Origin of the sequence: Undibacterium sp. Ren11W (genome assembly GCF_049340485.1) — a bacterium.
Classification (GTDB): Bacteria; Pseudomonadota; Gammaproteobacteria; order Burkholderiales; family Burkholderiaceae_D; genus Undibacterium.
Genome location: NZ_JBMPPB010000001.1, coordinates 819,127 through 838,292 on the forward strand (window position 1 = coordinate 819,127; position 19,166 = coordinate 838,292).

Sequence of the window (19,166 nt, forward strand, 5' to 3'; positions counted from 1 at the left end):
TCCTTAATTAACAATTGTTCGTGTTTTGTCAGTGAACTCCTTATTGAAGCCTTCAGTGAATCCTTTTCTCAATAAATTGCAACCCTATCCGTTTGAAAAACTCAAACAACTGTTCGCCGGAATCACTCCAAATCCCGCATACAAGGCTATCAGTCTGGGTCTGGGCGAGCCAAAGCACCCCACTCCGTCTTTTATTCGTGACGCCCTCACAGAACATTTAGATGGTTTGGCTAGTTATCCGTCGACTGCTGGAATAGATGGTTTGCGACTAGCTATCTCAGCGTGGCTGGCGCGCCGTTATGGAATTCCCGCCTTGGATCCAGCGACTGAAATCTTACCCGTCAACGGTTCGCGTGAAGCCCTGTTTTCTCTGGCCCAGACTGTGATAGACCCAAGCAATAATCACTACGGTACGCCGCTAGTACTTTGCCCTAATCCGTTTTACCAAATCTATGAAGGTGCAGCCTACCTGGCCGGTGCCGAGCCCTATTTTGCCAATGCTGATCCAGCCCGTAATTTTGCACCTGACTATCAGAGTATTCCGGAGGAAATCTGGCGACGTGTGCAACTGCTGTATATCTGCTCCCCGGGCAACCCGACCGGAGCAGTGTTAAGTCTGCAGGACTGGGAAGAACTTTTTCTTCTGTCTGATCGTTATGGTTTCGTAATCGCAGCGGACGAATGCTACTCGGAGATCTATTTCAACAATCAAGCACCCCTTGGAAGTCTGCAAGCTGCTCGCATGTTGGGCCGCGATAATTATCCGCGCTTGATCACCCTATCTAGCCTTTCCAAACGCTCCAATGTCCCTGGAATGCGCTCGGGTTTTGTGGCCGGTGATGCTGCCATCATTAAACAATTCCTTTTATATCGAACCTACCATGGCAGTGCCATGTGTCCTAGTATACAATCGGCGTCTATTGCCGCATGGAACGACGAACAGCACGTGCAGGAAAATCGCGAACTTTACGTCAAGAAATTTGAACAGGTTACGCCCTTACTGCAGGAGGTGCTCGATGTTAAGCTACCAGATGCTGCCTTTTATTTATGGGCCAAAGTCGATAAACTTGTGACGATTTCAGATACGGAATTCGCAAGGCGCCTATATCAAGAGTTTAATGTCACTGTGCTCCCGGGCAGCTATTTGGCACGCGATGCGCATGGAGTAAATCCGGGCGAAAATCGGATACGCATGGCTTTAGTCGCTGAAGTTGAAGAATGCATGGAGGCAGCGCAACGTATCGTCGCTTTCACCAAAAATTTAGTTGCGAAATAAAGCAATTCAGAATTTACACCGCGTCAAGCGCTACACAAACCCATTTTATTTAAATTTTTACTTAAATTACTTATATGACTCAACAGCTACAGCAAATCATCGATCAAGCCTGGGAAGATCGCGCCAATTTCTCACCAAAATCTGCGCCAGCAGAATTGCGTGATGCCGTCGCCCACGTCCTTACACAGTTAGACACCGGCGCTTTGCGAGTCGCTCAAAAGATTGATGGAGCATGGCAAGTCAATCAATGGATTAAAAAAGCTGTGTTACTTTCATTTCGCCTGGAAGATAACATCGTCATGCCATCCGGCGATCACATGCAGTTTTACGATAAAGTTCCCACCAAGTTTGCGAATTACACCGCCGAAGATTTCGCCCGTGGCGGTTTTCGCGTGGTTCCACCTGCCGTTGCGCGACGTGGTAGTTTCATCGCCAAAAATGTCGTTCTGATGCCGTCTTATGTAAACATCGGCGCTTACGTCGATGAAGGTGCCATGGTAGATACTTGGGCGACCGTCGGTTCTTGCGCGCAAATTGGTAAAAATGTCCATCTGTCTGGTGGCGTCGGCATTGGTGGCGTTTTAGAGCCTATGCAAGCTAACCCAACGATCATTGAAGACAATTGCTTCATAGGCGCACGCTCTGAAGTTGTTGAAGGCGTAATCGTCGAAGAAAATTCGGTTATTTCTATGGGGGTCTACATCGGCCAATCAACCAAGATTTACGATAGAGCTACCGGTGAAGTCAGCTACGGCAGAATTCCATCGGGCTCAGTGGTTGTCTCCGGCAATCTGCCTTCTGCTGACGGAAAATACAGTCTGTATTGTGCGGTTATCGTAAAACGTGTCGATGCGCAAACTCGTTCTAAAACGAGTATTAACGAATTGTTACGCGGCGTTTAAACAGCAAGGTTTTGACCTTCTCATCATTTGATTTGAGTAAAGAATAGGATAGGAAAATATTATGGCTATGGATCGCTTGTTTCAGTTAATGAAGGAAAAACATGCTTCAGACATGTTTTTTGCCATCAACTCTCCTATCCATATCAAACTCAATGGCAATCTTTTGCCGATCAATCAGCAAAAACTTGATCAGGCAGGGATCTTATCTCTACTCAGTGAAGTGGTGTCGCCCGAGCACATGGAAATTTTGGAGCGCGAGAATGAATTAAACGTTGGTATTGGCGCGCCTGGTATAGGTCGTTTCCGCTTATCGGCGTTTCGTCAGCGTGGTTCAATATCTGCGGTATTTCGCTTTGTACCAGGCCATATTCCCGCGCTCGACACTCTTAATTTACCGCCAGTACTGACCGAATTAATCATGGAGAAACGCGGCCTGATCTTATTGGTCGGTGCCACTGGCTCGGGCAAGTCAACCACAATCGCGTCCATGCTCGATTATCGCAATGAAGTGCGTAGCGGGCATATCTTGACCTTGGAAGATCCTATCGAATATTTGTTCAAGAGCAAAAAATCGATAGTCAATCAGCGTGAGATAGGTACAGATTCGGATAGTTTAAAAACCGCCCTCAGAAACTCTCTGCGGCAGGCTCCCGATTGCATTCTAATCGGCGAAATCCGTGATCTTGATACAATGCTAGCGGCGATTGCCTATGCGCAATCGGGTCATTTGGTACTCGCCACCTTACATGCGAATAATAGTTATCAGGCCTTAAATCGTATCATCAGCTTTTTTCCTATGGAAAATCGCGGTGCTTTGTTACTGGATTTATCCTCTTCTATTCGCGCCATTATTTCGCAGCGTTTAGTGCGTTCTACCGATGGTGGGCGTTGCGCTGCGGTCGAGATCATGCTTAACACGCGCTACGTCGCCGAGTTGATAGAGCAAGGTGACATTTTTCAAATTAAAGAGGCAATTGAGAAAAGTCTGTCGCCTGGTTCGCAGACCTTTGAGCGTGCTTTAATGCAATTGATAAAAGACGGTTTAATCAGTCAGGAAGAAGGCTTGGCCAATGCTGATTCAGCTAACAATCTGTTATGGCTACTGAATAACGAAACAGTTCAGGCGCCGGTAGAAGTGGAGCCTGAACCTGAAAAATCGGATGAAGCCTCGTTCACCGAATTCACTCTGAACATGTAGGTTTATGCAAAGCAATCAACAAATCACGCTGTATGGCATTCCCAATTGCGACACAGTAAAAAAAGCACGGGTCTGGCTGCAAGAGTATCAGGGCAATTTTGTGTTTCACGACTTCAAAAAAAATGGTCTGGATCGGGAAACAGTAGAAAAATGGCTGACCCAAGTCGGGCTCGATGTTCTAATTAATCGCAAAGGTACGACCTGGCGCGCATTGAGCGACGAACAAAAGGCTGGCGCGGCAAATACTGAGCAAGCGATTGCCCTAATACTGAACTCACCATCGTTAGTGAAACGCCCAGTATTGTGCATCACTAGGATTGAAAATGCCGCAGACAGCAAAGCGTTGACTGTCAACGTTGGATTTTCTCCCGCTCAATATCACACTATTTTTAACATCGCCCCATGAGTAAAACACTAGCATTGACCGAGCAATTGATTGCACTTGACTCGGTCACCCCGGAAGATAAAGGTTGCCAAAATACCTTAATCGCTTTGCTCGAACCCTTAGGCTTTATCTGCGAGACTATACAGTCAGGCGAGGTTACCAATCTATGGGCGCGCAAGGGCAAGACACAGCCTTTACTGGTATTTGCCGGGCATACCGACGTCGTACCGACGGGGCCGGTAGAGCAATGGCAATCTGCGCCATTCGCCCCTACCCATAGAGATGGCAAATTATTTGGTCGCGGTGCGGCCGACATGAAAACCTCGGTCGCAGCCTTTGTGGTGGCGTGTGAAGAATTCATTGCCGAACAGCCCGAACATAGTGGCTCAATTGGATTTCTGATCACCAGCGATGAAGAAGGCCCAGCAACCGATGGCACCGTGGTGGTGTGTAATCTACTCAAAGAGCGCGGCGAGCAAATCGATTATTGTATCGTCGGCGAACCGACTTCAGTCGATCTGTTGGGCGACACTATCAAGAATGGTCGCCGCGGCACCATGTCAGGCAAACTTATTGTTAAAGGTGTGCAAGGCCATATCGCCTATCCGCAACTTGCAAAAAACCCTATACATTTGGCCGCGCCTGCAATGGCTGATCTAGTCGCTGAAGTTTGGGATCTAGGCAATGAATATTACTTGCCGACTTCTTGGCAAATGTCGAATATTCATGGCGGCACCGGTGCCTCGAACGTGATACCGGGTGAACTGGTGATTGATTTTAATTTTAGATTCTGTACTGCCAGCACAGCAGAGGGATTGCAGCAACGCGTACATGCCATCCTCGACAGTCATCAACTCGACTACTCTTTGAAGTGGACCGTTGGTGGCCACCCTTTCCTGACTCCAAAAGGAGCTTTGAGCGAGGCCTTGGCAGCGGCGATCAAAGCCGAAACTGGTTTGGACACCGAATTATCGACTACTGGCGGCACCTCTGATGGGCGTTTCATTGCCAAAATCTGCCCGCAAGTGATAGAGTTCGGCCCTCCCAATGCCAGCATCCACAAGATCGATGAACATATAGAATTGCGGTTTATCGATCCGCTTAAAAATATTTACCGCCGCACATTAGAAAATCTGCTGACATGACTAGTAAATCCACCACCGCCACCTCCTCCATCGCGGATGCCGCTTTGATTTTTTCGACCCTACGCGATTTATTGCGCTATGCAGTCACACGCTTCAATACCGCTGAGCTGTTCTTTGGCCACGGGAGTGCTAATGCACTCGATGAAGCGGCCTATTTGTTACTGCATACATTAAAACTGCCGCTGGATAAGATCGATCCATTTCTCGATGCGCGCTTACTACCAGAAGAAATCCATGCTGCCTTAACCGTGATAGAACGACGCGCAGTAGACCGGGTACCGGCCTCTTATTTGACTAATGAAGCTTGGTTAGGTACTTACAATTTTTATGTGGATGAACGTGTCATCGTGCCGCGCTCGTTTATCGCCGAACTGATCCCTGAGCATTTTTCGCCATGGGTGCAAGACGCCGATGCGATCACCGACATTCTTGAGCTTTGCACCGGTTCTGGTTGCCTGCCAATTATGCTGGCCGATGCCTTTTGCAATGCGCATGTCGATACCGTCGATATTTCTACCGATGCACTCGATGTGGCAAAGCGCAATGTCGCCACTTACGAATTAGAAGACAGAATTACCCTGATTGCTTCCGATCTGTACACCAATGTTCCGGCTAAAAAATATGATTTAATCATCACCAATCCACCGTATGTCAATTCTGGCTCCATGAGCAAATTGCCGCAGGAATATTTGCACGAACCGCAGATCGCATTGGCCGGCGGGACTGACGGCATGGATTTAGTGCGCAAGATCGTCGCTGGTGCAGCGCAACATTTGAAGCCAAATGGTATACTGATGGTAGAAATCGGTAATGAACGCGAATTTGCAGAGCAAGCGTTTGCCGGCCTAGACCTAACCTGGCTTTCCACTAGTGCAGGTGATGACATGGTCTTCTTACTCTATGCCGATCAGTTACTCAACATTAAATAATATTTTTTACTCTGTGCAATCCCACTAGTTCGCTAGGAAATCGCATACTCACCCCTAGTATCGACGGGGAAACACCGAAGCCGCACATAGACTGTGCGGTTTCAGCGTTTTAAGACAGATACTCCCCCGTTTATTCGCATTCGTGTGGATCGATCAATTCATCAATTAAGTAAGTAAATAAACAATGATACGTTTTCTCCAAGTCGTTCTGGCTCGCGGCACCAAACCACTGTTCGACAATGTCGACATCACGCTCAACCCAGGCGACAAAATCGGTCTAATCGGTTCCAATGGCGCGGGGAAGTCGAGTTTATTTGCGATGTTGCGTGGTGAATTGCACCCGGATCAAGGCAGTATAGAATTTCCCGCTAAATGGCAGTTAGCCCACGTTGCGCAAGAAACCCCGGCCTTAGATCGCACCGCGATCGATTACGCAATTGACGGCGACGTGACCTTGCGCAAACTCGAAGCGCAGTTGGCCGAACTTGAAAGCCAACCCGAGAGCATGGAAAACGGCATCGCCATCGGTGAAATGTATGGCGCGCTGGCCGATGCTGACGCTTACACGGTGCGCCCGCGTGGGGAGCAATTGCTATTGGGTTTGGGCTTTACCATAGACCAGATGGAGCAATCGGTCGCCAGTTTCTCAGGTGGTTGGCGTATGCGTTTGAATCTGGCACAGGCTTTGATGTGCAAGTCCGATTTACTGCTGCTCGATGAACCAACCAATCATTTGGATTTGGATGCGATTATCTGGTTGGAAGATTGGCTCAAGCGCTATGCCGGTACTCTGATCATCATCTCGCATGATAGAGATTTTCTCGATGGCGTCGTCAATGTGATTGCCCATATCGACGAGCGCAAACTCAAACGTTACTCGGGTAACTATTCCGCTTTTGAACGTCAGCGCGTAGCGCAATTGATTTTGGCGCAAAGTGCGATTGAAAAACAAACCCGCAAGCGCGACCATTTGCAATCCTTTATCTCGCGTTTTGCCGCCAAAGCTAGTAAGGCAAAGCAGGCGCAAAGTCGTATCAAAGCTTTGGCCAAGATGGAAGAATTGGCACCCTTGCGTGCTGCCGCCGAATTCTCGTTTGAATTCCGCGAGCCTTTGAGCGCACCGAATCCTATGTTGGTGATGGAAGACGTCGATTGCGGCTATCGCATAGAGTCCAAGACCGATCATAGTTTCACTGAGAAGAAGATTGTCGGTGACGTCAAATTCTCTCTGCAGATAGGCCAGCGTATCGGCTTACTCGGTGTCAATGGCGCCGGTAAATCGACCTTGATCAAGACGCTGGTCGGTGACATTGCGCCACTGTCCGGCACTATGCTGACCGGTAAAGGTCTGTCTATTGGCTATTTTGCCCAGCATCAGGTAGAGATGCTGCGTCATAACGAATCTCCTTTATGGCATCTGGCGCATATCGCGCCTGGCATACGCGAACAAGAGTTGCGCAATTTCCTCGGCGGTTTTAACTTCCCCGGCAATATGGTCACTAGCCCTATCGCGCCTTTCTCAGGCGGTGAAAAAGCCCGTCTGGCATTGGCAATGATAGTCTGGCAGCGCCCGAATCTATTGCTGCTCGATGAACCGACCAACCATCTGGATCTGGAAACCCGCGAAGCACTGACCGACGCTCTGGCACAGTTTGAAGGTACCTTAGTGGTGGTCTCGCATGATAGGCATTTGCTACGTGCCACCACGGACCAATTCATCATCGTCGCCGATGGTAAGTTAGAACCTTTTGACGGCGATCTGGATGATTACAAAGATTGGCTGTTCAAGAATAAACTCGCGAAAGCCAACGCACTAGCCAACGAACCGGCCTTGCCTGCGAATAAAAAAACCGATGCCCTGCCATTGGCGAAACCGATTCCAGTTGCCGACAAAGGCGACAATAAAGAGCAGCGCCGCAAAGAAACTGAAGACAAACAAAAATTGGCAGCACAACGCAAACCGATAGAAAACCAGATCAAAAAGCTCGAAGAGCAGTTGGCCAAGCTCAACAGCAAGAAGCAAACACTTGCCGCTCAATTGGAAGACAGTGCTATCTACAACGACAGCAACAAAGAGAAGCTCAAGGGATTATTGCTAGACCAAGCCTATCTTGTAAAAGAACTAGGCGAAGTCGAAGCGAGCTGGCTGGAACAGCAAGAGTATCTGGAAGCAGTAGGTTAAGACCCCGTGAGCGCCCTATTCTCTCCCTATCGATTGGGGTCTTTGCATCTGAAAAACCGGATCGCGATTGCGCCTATGTGTCAGTACTCGGCGGTCGATGGCAAGGCTAGCGATTGGCATCTGATGCACATGGGCGCGATGACACTCTCCGGTGCTGGCTTATTTTGCATAGAGGCTGCAGCAGTGTTGCCCGAGGGGCGCATTAGTCCGGCCGACCTTGGTCTATGGTCGGATGACACTGAGGCTGCATTATCCAAGGTACTTAGCGCGGTACGCAAATATTCCATTATGCCGATTGCGATCCAATTAGCGCATGCCGGACGTAAAGCCTCTACCCATGTGCCGTGGCAAGGTGGTAAGCAGTGCTTAGCGCAAGACGGCGGTTGGCAAACCTTCGCTCCATCTGCGCTGGCGCACAATCCACACGACTGTCCACCGCTCGCGCTCGATCACGCTGGCATGCAGCGCATCTGTCAGGCTTTCGTCGAGGCGGCGCTGCGTGCTCATCGCATCGGCATCGATGCAATTGAGATCCATGCGGCGCATGGGTATTTACTGCATCAGTTTCTCTCACCGCTATCGAATCAACGCGAAGATGAATATGGCGGTAGTCTGGAAAACCGGATGCGCTTCCCCCTGCAGGTTTTGGCTGCAATGCGCGCTGCACTTCCTGCCGATAAGGTGATAGGAATACGTGTGTCTGCTACTGATTGGGTGGCCGGTGGCTGGGATCTTGAACAGTGTCTGGTGTTTGCACAGGCCTTGCAGTCGCTCAACTGTAGCTTCATCCACGTTTCTAGCGGCGGCGTCTCGCCACTACAAAACATTCCGGCGAGTGCCGGCTATCAAGTTGAGTTTGCCAATAGAATTCGCCAGCATACCGGCATGCCTACCATCGCAGTCGGATTAATTACCGAGCCGGCACAAGCGGAAGCCATCATTGCCGAGGGGCAGGCCGACATGGTAGCGCTGGCACGTGCCATACTCTACAACCCGCACTGGCCTTGGCAAGCAGCCGCAGAATTGGGCGCAAGCGTAGAAGTCGCGCCTCAATATTTACGCTCGCAGCCGCTAGGCCATGCAAACTTACTTGTGGCGAGCAAATCGCTCACTTAATCGAAAGTCTAAACCATCTAGAACGGGCAAAATGCTGCAGATAGTCACCAAGCGCAGAGCTGACTATCGCTCTCTTGCTACTCCGCATAGCTTGGGATGAAATCAAATTACCCTCAGCCCAGTGCGCATATTCCATGCGCCTCGCAGGCCATGCATGCCGCAAACCCGCATGGATACTGCGTCAGCGCGTAGCTACTATTTCTCTACTGAGAGCAATGCGCTGCGCTAGTTTGCCTTAGCTAGCTGGCGATGTTAGCAAGGTTTTTGGGTCAGGTATTTTTTCAGAAAAATACGCAGCGAGATTTTCGCTCAAGCCATTGTCAATGACACGGCTGACTAAGTTTCTTAAACCGCTGGCGTCGGCAATATCAAAGACAAACAAGCGATATACGTCGGAAAGTTTTAAACTGCCTGGATCGGCAGTAAAGATCCAGCGATCAGCGCCCGCGTCCATCTTATTCCACCACGGCCTCTTGGATTTCGCCGAATGATCGGGCGTGACTTTCGCTACCCAGTCGGCCTCCAGCATTTGCTCTAATAGCCCCTCAATTTCATCCAGTCCAAAGCGTGTTTGTATCCGTATACTGGCAAGATCAACGGTCGCGCCAGTGCTACCATTTCTGGCAAGAATTAATACTTTCAAGACTGCCACCGCGTCTTCAAAGGCGCTGCCCGGCGTAGGAACATGCCACCAGCGCTCAAACTTAACGATAGGCAGTGAGGCTGCGATGACCGCGCCGATCAAGGTAATCAACCACGACAGATAAATCCAGATTAAGAAAATTGGAATAGCCGCAAGTGCCCCATAAATCATGGTGTAGGTCGGAAAACGGGTTACGAAGATCGCAAACAAACGCTTGGAAATTTCGAATGCGACTGCTGCAAATAGTCCGCCCCAGGCAGCGTCGCGCCAATCTACACTACGATTTGGTACGGACAGATACAGCAAGGTGAATGCGCCGGTAGTAAAAAATATCGACACTAAGGTATAAAAAACCGCACCCAACAATGGCACAGAGCCAACCACACCGCTGGTCGCGGAAAATAAGTAGGAGGTCGCGCTCAATGAAATTCCAATTAGCAATGGACCCAAGGTGACGATGGCCCAATATACCAAGATTCTTTGCACTATCGCGCGGCTGCGTTTTACGTGCCAGATCTGATTAAAGGAGCGATCTATCATCGACAAAGTGGTGACCGCGGTCACCATTAAAGCGACACCTCCGATCGCCGAAAGTCGGGTTGCCTTGGTGGCAAACTGTGTCAGGTAGCCCATCACCGTGTTTGAGATACCCTTAGGTATCAGACTTTGAATAAAATAGGCTTCTAAAGTAGTCCTGAAATTATTAAACAAGGGAAAAGCGGTAAAAATTGCCAGGGCAATCGTGAGAATCGGTACCAGTGCCAGCACCGTGGTAAATGTGAGGCTACCAGCGACCTGCGGCAAACGCCCTTCTTTCAGACGGCCCAAGGCAAACCAAAACAGGTTACTGATTTGCGACCAAGATAATCCGCGCATAAAAATTTTACTCAATCTCTTATCAAAACTAGTCTGAACGTGCAAGCCCACATTGTAATGGACTTGCTTGTTCTCTTAACTATTTTCGAGAGACTGGGCCGATTAATTCAGTAAACCTGGTAACCGCAATCAAATCTATCGCGTTTCATATAAGCATGATCTGGCGATCGGGTGTCAGGGCATTAATCCGACCTATAATAGCGTCTTGGAGTTTCCTTTCGTAGCAGCCATTTGATTCATTAAAAATTTTGGCTCAGACAATTATTTATGCCCACCATCACCCTACTCGTTTTATATTACTCACGTCACGGTAGCACCCGCCGTATGGCCGAACTGATCGCTCAAGGAATAGAGAGCGTCGCAGGATGCGATGCCAGATTGCGCACCGTGCCTGCCGTGAGCAGCGTCACGCATGCCACCGAGCCAGAGATTCCAGTTAATGGCGCTCCGTATGTAGAGCTCAGTGATTTGGCTGAGTGCGCCGGATTGGCATTGGGATCACCGACGCGCTTCGGTAATATGGCGGCAGCCATGAAGTATTTTTGGGATGGCACCGCGACCGATTGGCTGTCCGGCACTTTAGCGGGCAAACCGGCCTGTTTGTTTACCTCTACCGGTAGCTTGCACGGCGGCCAGGAATCAACGCTATTATCAATGATGCTGCCCTTGCTACACCATGGCATGCTCATCATGGGCCTGCCTTATAGCCAGCCCGAGTTGATGAGTACCAGCAGCGGCGGCAGCCCTTACGGCGCCACTCATTGGTCTGGCATCGACGGCAACCTTGCAATCACTGATGAGAGTCGAAAGCTGGCGATTGCAATGGGCCGACGTTTGGCAGAAACCGCGCAACAACTACAAAAAAAATCATGAACGAATCGAAACAAGACTTACTTTATTGGCTGGCGTGTGGCAGCTTGATAGCCCTGATTATTTTAGTGCTCTTATGGGAATCCGTTTTGGTGCCACTGCGCCCGGGTGGCTCTTGGATGCTACTAAAAGTCATACCTCTGCTGTTTCCGTTAAGAGGCATTTTGAAGCGTCAGATCTATACTTTGCAATGGTCGTCGATGTTCATCCTCTTGTACTTTACTGAAGGTGTGGTGCGTGCGCGTAGTGACATCTTACCGATGTCAAATTTTTTGGCCTGGATAGAGATAGCATTGTCGGTAGTTTTCTTTTTTAGTAGTATCTCCTACTTGCGACCGTATAAAAGAGCTGCGAAAGCGGCCGCAAAAACAGCCAGTCAAACAACAGATTGACAGACCTTCCGAAAACCTAAGCTATGTCCCTATTTTTGACACTTTGCCAGCAAACCATCGGTGCTAAGCATGTCCTTAGCAAGCAAGATGAAATGCAAACTTATGTGAGTGACTGGCGCCAGCGCGAAGTGGGGAAAGCGCTCGCGATACTGATACCATCCAACACTGAAGAAGTCGCTGCGTTGGTGAAACTCTGCGCTGAGCATCAAATCGGCATCGTGCCGCAAGGTGGTAACACTGGCTTGGTCTTGGGGAGTATTCCCGATCAGAGCGGCACCTGTGTGGTGCTATCTTTGAGGCGACTCAATCGCATTAGAAGCGTAGACACTAGCAATAATACGATGACGGTAGAGGCTGGATGCTTGTTAGCAGAGGTGCAGGGAGCGGCTCAGCAGGCGGGTCGCTTATACCCTCTGTCGCTAGCCTCTGAAGGATCTTGCACCATAGGCGGCAACCTGTCCACCAATGCCGGCGGCACCGCAGTACTGCGTTACGGTAATGCGCGTGAACTCTGCCTGGGACTGGAAGTGGTGACTGCAACTGGCGAGATATGGAACGGATTACGGGGCCTTCGAAAAGACAATACCGGTTACGATTTGCGGGATTTATATATTGGTGCCGAGGGTACTTTGGGTATCATCACTGCTGCCGTGATTAAGTTATTTCCAATACCTAAGAGTGAAGTCACTGCCTTGGTCGCGCTCGCCGATGTGAATGCGGCCTTGAAGCTATTAAGTCACGTGCAAGATCACACTGGCGCAAGCCTGACTGGCTTTGAGTTGTTTTCTGATTTTTGCCTGCATCTGGTATATAAGCATTTTGCAGAGCTACCCAAGATATTTGAGTCCTCGTATCCTCAGTATGTGCTGCTTGAACTCGCTAGTGCTGAGACACAAGAGCATACCTACTCCCAGCTTGAGTTCGCGCTAGAAGCCGCGCTGCAGTCCGGATTAATTATCGATGTAGTGATCGCCAATTCACTAAGCCAATCGACCTCTATTTGGAAAATGCGCGAGCTAATCTCGAGCGCGCAAGCGCGCGAGGGAAAAAATATCAAACACGATATTTCACTTCCTGTTTCGCAGATAGGGGAATTTATTTCACAAACAGATGCGCTCTTGCAGACTGCGTTTCCTGGCTGCCGCATGCTTAGCTTCGGACATTTGGGCGATGGCAATTTACACTATAACGTCTCGCCACCAGTCGATCAGCTAGACAGCGATTTTCTGCTGGAGCAAGCCGCAGTCAATCGTATTGTGCATGATAGCGTACACCTGCATCATGGATCTATATCTGCGGAACATGGCATAGGCACACTGAAGAAAGAGGAACTGCTCGTGTATAAATCCCCTTTAGAGATGCGACTAATGCAGTCGATTAAAACCGCGCTGGATCCACATCAATTGATGAACCCCGGAAAAGTGATTTGAGAATCCCATGAAACGAAAACCTTGGATTTGCCTCAGCATCGTTATTACCCATATCAACCTATTCAGTTTAGTCGCGCCCGCATCAGCAGAGACCTATAAATGTGTAGAGAGCGGTGTCAGCACTTATTCTCAGACGCGCTGCCCGGATGCTGCGGTCCAGTCCGTACATAGGAGTAGCAACAATATTTCTGATAAAGACTATCAGCAGGCAGTCAAGGCGAGTGAAAAACAGAAGGCTGAACTAAATAAAATACTCAGCACACGCAAGAAAGAAGAAGAAAAACTTGAAAAAGAAATGCGTAAAATTTCTGCTAAAAACGAAAAAAATAGGCAGAAATGTGCATCGCTACAACTCAGTGCAAAATGGGCAAAAGACGACCTTGCAAATGCCACTGCAAAAACTATGACAAAGGCAAAAACAAAACTAAAAAAAGCTAACGAAAAGGCCGAGATGCAGTGTAAATCTAGTGGCGGATAAAGGCGAAGAAGCGAGTCGCGGACATACAGTACAAATAAAAAGTGAGTTATAAGCCCAAGCCTATAACTCACTTTTATACCTAACTCGTATTCTGGTGCGTCGGGAGGGGCTCGAACCCCCGACCCATGCCTTAGAAGGGCATTGCTCTATCCAGCTGAGCTACCGACGCATAGATCTGTTTGATGCTTAAAATTAGCAGGATAGTTAAAAAAGCAGACCTTACTTTCTATCACTTAATGCTAATAAAAAGCGAGCCATACTTTCTTTCATATCCGCGCCACACCGAACGTATGACGCAAAAAACAGAAGGCTGAATAGTACATGTTATCGCCGCCCATTTCAAGGTTGAAACAGGCGTACGGCGAAATATTATCTCTGTTTCGAGGGAATACAATCAGCCAAGCGTCTAGCTAGCGAATTTGCGGTCGCAGCGTCTGCAGTTTCGACCATCACGCGTATCAAAGGCTCTGTGCCAGAAGCACGAATCAAGACACGGCCTTGGCCCGCCAGTTCAGCCTCAACCCGATTTTTTTCAGTTAAAAGAGCTTCATTTGTTTGCCAATCAAAGCCTGGCTCGACTCTGACATTAATCAACACCTGAGGGAATAATTTTAAATTCTCAAAACATTGGTCTAAGGTCTTATCGTTGCGACGCAGAGCGGACAACACCTGCAGTGCAGAGACGATGCCGTCACCGGTGCTATGTTTATCCAAGCAGAGCAAATGACCGGAGCCCTCGCCCCCCAACAACCAACCGCGTTCACGCATTTGTTCGAGCACATAGCGATCCCCAACTTTTGCCCGAGTGAAGCCAACTCCCAAATCTTTAAAGGCGATTTCAACCGCCATGTTTGTCATTAAAGTGCCGACCACACCGGGAACTGGTCCTATCGCCAATCTATCAATCACCATCAGATATAGCAATTGATCGCCATCATAAATTTTCCCGTTCCTATCCACCATTAACAGGCGATCGGCATCACCGTCCAAGGCTATTCCGAGATCAGCATGATTCGCCCTGACGGCCAGCGCCAAGGCATCCGGAGATGTGGCACCCACCTTGTCGTTAATATTGAATCCATTTGGCTGATTACCGATCGCAATGACCTCGGCGCCGAGTTCATGAAAGACATGAGGGGCAATGTCGTAGGCAGCTCCATGCGCGCAATCGACAACGATTTTGAGTCCGCGTAAGTCCAATTCATTTGGGTAGGTACTCTTGCAAAATTCTATGTAGCGCCCATTGGCATCACGCAAACGATGTGCCTTGCCCAAATTTTCTGAACTAACGCACTCCATCGCCTTTTCGAGTTCGGCTTCAATCGCCAGCTCGACCTCATCTGGAAGTTTATTTCCCTGTGCGGAAAAAAATTTGATGCCGTTGTCCTCATACGGATTATGCGAAGCCGATATAACTACGCCCGCCGACAGGCGCAAGGCTCTAGTCAGATAAGCGACTGCAGGCGTTGGCATAGGTCCGGATAGCATGACATCGACACCCGCCGCTGCAAAACCCGCCTCTAATGAAGCCTCTAGCATGTAACCAGAAACGCGCGTATCTTTCCCAATCAATACGGTCGGACGCTTGCCTGCAAAGCTATCGGCGTTTGCGAGCACCTTTCCTGCCGCGTAACCCAGTCGCATCACAAAATCAGGTGTAATCGGATAGACGCCAACTTTCCCGCGTATGCCATCAGTTCCAAAATATTTTCTTGTCATTTTTTTTCCTAGTTCGTCTAATTTAATATTTTCTGCCAAACCTTAATAGCGTCCACCGTTTCGGCCACGTCATGTACCCGTAATAGCTTGGCGCCTTGATTTACCGCCCACAGTGCCGCAGCCAGACTACCTGCCAGGCGCTGTTCAACTGGGCGCCCTACAATGTCACCTATCATGCTTTTACGCGACACACCAACCAAGATGGGTGCGCCAAAAGTATCTTGAAACACACTAAGGTGCCGCATCATCGAGATATTATGTTCTAAGGTTTTGCCAAAACCAAAACCCGGATCCAGGCAAACTCTCGTTCGCGCCACTCCAACGGCATCTAATTCTGCGAGTCGCTGTAAAAAGTAGCCTGTGACTTCATCATTGACGTTGTCATATGCTGGTGCAAACTGCATATTAAGCGGCAAATTTTGCATGTGCATGACACATAAACCAACATCGGCATGTGCAACCTCTTGCCTAGCCTCGTGCGAAGAAAATCCACGTACATCGTTGATCATATCGACCCCTGCAATGATTGCTTCGCGCATCACTTCTGGCTTATAGGTGTCAATAGAAATCGCCTTACCACAGTCACGCAAAGCAAAAATGACTGGCATTACTCGGTGTAATTCTTCATCTACAGAGACGCTTGAAGCGCCGGGCCGGGTCGACTCACCGCCAATATCAATGATATCGACACCATCGGCAATCATTTGCTCAGCACGAGAAATCGCATCGTCAAGGAAACGGTAATTGCCACCGTCTGAAAAAGAGTCAGGTGTAACGTTAAGAATGCCCATCACTAAGGGTTTGCTGTCGACAGCATCCAGCACAAAGCGATAACGTCCACACTCAAAAAATGTATTCATAAATAAAAAGAAGGGCGAGGATTACTCCTCACCCTTTTTAACTAAATAATTAATCAGAGAACGTGTTTCTTAATAGAGTCATGCCGGAGCAGTTGCGCTCGGCGTCACTCCGCCAGATTTACCATCGTTTGTGGACTTTTGAGTAGTCTGCCCAGCCTTTGGCGGTCTCGGATCTACACCACTCATGATGTCATTGATTTGATCGGCATCTATCGTTTCCCAATCTAATAATGCCTTGGTCATAGCTTCGACCTTGTCACGATTTTGCTCTAATAACTGACGGGAAATCGCATACTGCGCATCCAAAATTGAACGAATCTCTGCATCAACTTTTTGCTGTGTGGCTTCTGAAATAGTTTTTGAGGCCCCACCAAAATAGCCATCTTGCTGACTATCTTCATATACCATCACGCCTAAACTATCCGACATACCAAAGCGTGTCACCATTGATCTTGCTAATTTAGTTGCACGCGAAAAGTCATTCGAGGCGCCAGTTGACATCTGCCCTACGAACAATTCTTCCGCAATCCGCCCACCAAACAAGATCGAAATTTCCTCCAACATCTTGTCTTTATAGCCGCTAATTTGATCATGCTCAGGTAATTGCCATGTCAATCCCAAGGCGTTCCCACGCGGCATAATAGTTACTTTATGTACAGGATCTGCCTTAGGTAAAAGTTTTGCAACTACAGCGTGACCAGATTCGTGATAAGCCGTATTTTTTCGCTCGTCTTCGCGCATTACCATCGATTTGCGCTCAGGTCCCATGTAAATCTTGTCTTTTGCGTCCTCAAAATCTTGCATTTCAACCAAACGCTTATTGCGACGGGCTGCGAACAATGCGGATTCATTGACCAAATTTGCCAAGTCTGCACCGGAAAAACCTGGGGTGCCACGCGCCAAAATATCTGCCTTAACGTCAGGAGCAATGGGCACTTTACGCATATGCACGTTCAAAATTTGTTCACGACCACGTATATCTGGCAAACCAACAGTGACCTGTCTGTCGAATCGACCTGGGCGCAACAATGCCTTATCAAGGACATCGGCGCGGTTAGTCGCTGCGACTACAATTACACCAGAATTTGGCTCAAAGCCGTCCATTTCAACCAACATTTGATTCAATGTTTGTTCACGCTCATCATTTCCACCGCCCATACCAGCACCGCGGTGGCGTCCAACTGCGTCAATTTCATCGATGAAAATAATACATGGTGAATGCTTTTTCGCATTATCGAACATATCTCGAACGCGCGATGCGCCTACACCTACAAACATTTCAACAAAATCAGATCCCGCAATGGTGAAGAACGGCACTTTAGCCTCACCAGCAATAGCGCGTGCCAACAGCGTTTTACCAGTACCTGGAGGGCCTACCATCAAAACACCACGTGGAATTCGTCCACCTAATTTTTGAAATTTGGTGGGATCACGTAAAAACTCGACGATCTCAGTGACTTCTTCTTTGGCTTCATCGCAGCCCGCGACATCTGCAAAAGTGACATTATTGTTAGTGTCGTCAAGCATACGTGCTTTGGATTTTCCAAATGAAAAAGCTCCGCCTTTACCGCCACCTTGCATTTGGCGCATAAAAAACACCCAAACACCGATCAGCAAGAGCATAGGAAACCAAGAGATGAAGACTTGAGATAAAAAAGATTGCTCCTCAGGCGGCTTGTTATCAAACTTAATGCCATTATTAACTAAATCGCCAACCAAGCCTCGATCGAAAATAGTCAACTGCGAACGTATTTTTTTACCTTCAAGTGTGGTCGCAACCACAGTACGATTTGCATCATCGATAGTCGCCTCTTTGATGTGCTTTGCCCTTACCTCATCCAAAAATTCAGAATAAGGCATAGAAGTAGCACCGGAACTTAAACCGCGGCCATCGAATTGTTTAAATACCATAAAAAGCACTAGGGCTATAACTACCCAAATGGCTGCTTTAGAAAACATATTGTTCACGAGAACTCCTTGGACATACGAGAAACGTACGAATTGCCTTGCACACGTAGACGATCATTCTACCCGTATTGGGTAGAGCTTACTAGACAAGATATGTTGCCTATGTTGATGATTATCAAGAGGTCAAACCCAATTATTTAACTTTTTAAGCATTTTCCAAGCAAAAAAATCTCAGAAGATTTGTCTTTGCTTGCTTTGGGTTTTTTATTTACAACAGTTTTAAACTCACTTTTAAACAAATCTACAATGTTATTGTAACTTGGACCATGAAAACACTTCACTAACAAAGCACCATTCGGTTTAAGGTGCGCCTTGGCAAATGTCACTGCCAATTCAATAATATTTTCTATCCTTGCAGCATCGACATGCGAGTTACCTGATAGATTGGGTGCCATATCCGATAAAACAAGATCGACTTTGCGCCCACGTAGTTGCGCCTCCAATTTATCCAGCACCTCTTGTTCACCGAAATCACCTTGTAAAAATTGAACATCGGCGATAGGATCCATCGCCAACAAGTCTAGCGCAAAGATTTCACCAAGTATCCCTCCGCCTTCTTTGCCAGCAAGCTTACCTCTGGCGTACTGAGACCAACTGCCGGGCGTGGCTCCCAGGTCGACGATAATCTGGCCTGGTTTTATAAGTTTTTCAGACTCATCAATCTCTTTTAACTTGTAAACTGCTCTGGCGCGGTAGCCTTCTTTTTGTGCTAATTTCACATAAGGATCATTTATGTGGTCATGCACCCAATTTTGATTGAATTTATTTTTGGCCATTAGCGTAAAATACTGCTTTTA

At 48.2% G+C, this 19,166-nt stretch carries 17 protein-coding genes and 1 tRNA gene; 12 read left to right on the forward strand and 6 right to left on the reverse strand.

Annotated features, from left to right (window positions below; all coding sequences use genetic code 11):
- The first annotated feature begins 55 nt into the window (after positions 1 to 55).
- The 8 genes from dapC to ACO0K8_RS03795 all read left to right on the forward strand — a co-directional run bounded on the left by dapC (position 56) and on the right by ACO0K8_RS03795 (position 9,133).
- Complete coding sequence (gene dapC, locus ACO0K8_RS03760; RefSeq protein ID WP_422945282.1) at positions 56 to 1,276, forward strand: succinyldiaminopimelate transaminase; 1,221 nt, start codon at positions 56 to 58, stop codon at positions 1,274 to 1,276.
- A 74-nt stretch (positions 1,277 to 1,350) separates the two neighbouring features.
- Positions 1,351 to 2,178: a 2,3,4,5-tetrahydropyridine-2,6-dicarboxylate N-succinyltransferase gene (dapD, locus tag ACO0K8_RS03765; RefSeq protein ID WP_422945283.1), complete on the forward strand. Its 828-nt coding sequence runs from the start codon at positions 1,351 to 1,353 to the stop codon at positions 2,176 to 2,178.
- 61 nt (positions 2,179 to 2,239) lie between these two features.
- Positions 2,240 to 3,376, forward strand: a complete 1,137-nt coding sequence (locus ACO0K8_RS03770; RefSeq protein ID WP_422945284.1) for a PilT/PilU family type 4a pilus ATPase — start codon at positions 2,240 to 2,242, stop codon at positions 3,374 to 3,376.
- A gap of 4 nt (positions 3,377 to 3,380) precedes the next feature.
- Complete coding sequence (locus tag ACO0K8_RS03775) at positions 3,381 to 3,782, forward strand: arsenate reductase (RefSeq protein WP_422945285.1); 402 nt, start codon at positions 3,381 to 3,383, stop codon at positions 3,780 to 3,782.
- The gene (dapE, locus tag ACO0K8_RS03780; protein ID WP_422945286.1) at positions 3,779 to 4,906 is read left to right on the forward strand and encodes a succinyl-diaminopimelate desuccinylase; all 1,128 of its coding nucleotides are present in this window, start codon (positions 3,779 to 3,781) and stop codon (positions 4,904 to 4,906) included. The genes ACO0K8_RS03775 and dapE overlap by 4 nt, the downstream gene beginning before the upstream one ends.
- Positions 4,903 to 5,835, forward strand: a complete 933-nt coding sequence (gene prmB / locus ACO0K8_RS03785) for a 50S ribosomal protein L3 N(5)-glutamine methyltransferase (protein ID WP_422945287.1) — start codon at positions 4,903 to 4,905, stop codon at positions 5,833 to 5,835. The genes dapE and prmB overlap by 4 nt, the downstream gene beginning before the upstream one ends.
- A 184-nt stretch (positions 5,836 to 6,019) precedes the next feature.
- Positions 6,020 to 8,017 carry an ATP-binding cassette domain-containing protein gene (locus ACO0K8_RS03790; RefSeq protein ID WP_422945288.1) on the forward strand — a complete coding sequence of 666 codons (1,998 nt, stop codon included), beginning with the start codon at positions 6,020 to 6,022 and terminating at the stop codon, positions 8,015 to 8,017.
- Positions 8,018 to 8,023: 6 nt separating this feature from the next.
- The gene (locus ACO0K8_RS03795) at positions 8,024 to 9,133 is read left to right on the forward strand and encodes an NADH:flavin oxidoreductase/NADH oxidase (RefSeq protein WP_422945289.1); all 1,110 of its coding nucleotides are present in this window, start codon (positions 8,024 to 8,026) and stop codon (positions 9,131 to 9,133) included.
- A 235-nt stretch (positions 9,134 to 9,368) separates the two neighbouring features.
- On the opposite strand, the gene ACO0K8_RS03800 is transcribed toward ACO0K8_RS03795, so the two are convergent.
- Positions 9,369 to 10,652 (reverse strand): YihY family inner membrane protein, encoded by a 1,284-nt coding sequence (locus ACO0K8_RS03800; protein ID WP_422945290.1) that lies wholly within the window; start codon positions 10,650 to 10,652, stop codon positions 9,369 to 9,371.
- Between the two features lie 267 nt (positions 10,653 to 10,919).
- On the opposite strand from ACO0K8_RS03800, the gene wrbA reads away from it, so the two are divergent.
- Genes wrbA through ACO0K8_RS03820 form a run of 4 tightly spaced genes read left to right on the forward strand, consistent with a single transcriptional unit; the run spans position 10,920 to position 13,822 of the window.
- Complete coding sequence (wrbA, locus tag ACO0K8_RS03805) at positions 10,920 to 11,525, forward strand: NAD(P)H:quinone oxidoreductase (RefSeq protein ID WP_422945291.1); 606 nt, start codon at positions 10,920 to 10,922, stop codon at positions 11,523 to 11,525.
- A complete protein-coding gene (locus ACO0K8_RS03810) occupies positions 11,522 to 11,914 on the forward strand; it encodes a DUF2069 domain-containing protein (RefSeq protein ID WP_422945292.1) in 393 nt (130 codons plus the stop codon). The genes wrbA and ACO0K8_RS03810 overlap by 4 nt, the downstream gene beginning before the upstream one ends.
- 23 nt (positions 11,915 to 11,937) lie before the next feature.
- The gene (locus ACO0K8_RS03815) at positions 11,938 to 13,344 is read left to right on the forward strand and encodes an FAD-binding oxidoreductase (RefSeq protein ID WP_422945293.1); all 1,407 of its coding nucleotides are present in this window, start codon (positions 11,938 to 11,940) and stop codon (positions 13,342 to 13,344) included.
- 7 nt (positions 13,345 to 13,351) lie between these two features.
- Positions 13,352 to 13,822: a DUF4124 domain-containing protein gene (locus tag ACO0K8_RS03820; RefSeq protein ID WP_422945294.1), complete on the forward strand. Its 471-nt coding sequence runs from the start codon at positions 13,352 to 13,354 to the stop codon at positions 13,820 to 13,822.
- Positions 13,823 to 13,914: 92 nt separating this feature from the next.
- On the opposite strand, the gene ACO0K8_RS03825 is transcribed toward ACO0K8_RS03820, so the two are convergent.
- From ACO0K8_RS03825 to ACO0K8_RS03845, 5 genes are all read right to left on the reverse strand, one after another.
- Positions 13,915 to 13,991, reverse strand: a tRNA-Arg gene (locus ACO0K8_RS03825).
- A gap of 200 nt (positions 13,992 to 14,191) precedes the next feature.
- Positions 14,192 to 15,541, reverse strand: coding sequence for a phosphoglucosamine mutase (gene glmM, locus ACO0K8_RS03830; protein WP_422945295.1), 1,350 nt, complete (start codon positions 15,539 to 15,541; stop codon positions 14,192 to 14,194).
- Positions 15,542 to 15,558: 17 nt separating this feature from the next.
- Positions 15,559 to 16,401 carry a dihydropteroate synthase gene (gene folP / locus ACO0K8_RS03835; RefSeq protein WP_422945296.1) on the reverse strand — a complete coding sequence of 281 codons (843 nt, stop codon included), beginning with the start codon at positions 16,399 to 16,401 and terminating at the stop codon, positions 15,559 to 15,561.
- 78 nt (positions 16,402 to 16,479) lie between these two features.
- Entirely contained in the window at positions 16,480 to 18,369 is a 1,890-nt protein-coding gene (ftsH, locus tag ACO0K8_RS03840; protein ID WP_422945297.1) for an ATP-dependent zinc metalloprotease FtsH, read from the reverse strand.
- A 137-nt stretch (positions 18,370 to 18,506) separates the two neighbouring features.
- Positions 18,507 to 19,145, reverse strand: a complete 639-nt coding sequence (locus ACO0K8_RS03845; protein ID WP_422945298.1) for an RlmE family RNA methyltransferase — start codon at positions 19,143 to 19,145, stop codon at positions 18,507 to 18,509.
- Positions 19,146 to 19,166: the final 21 nt, after the last annotated feature.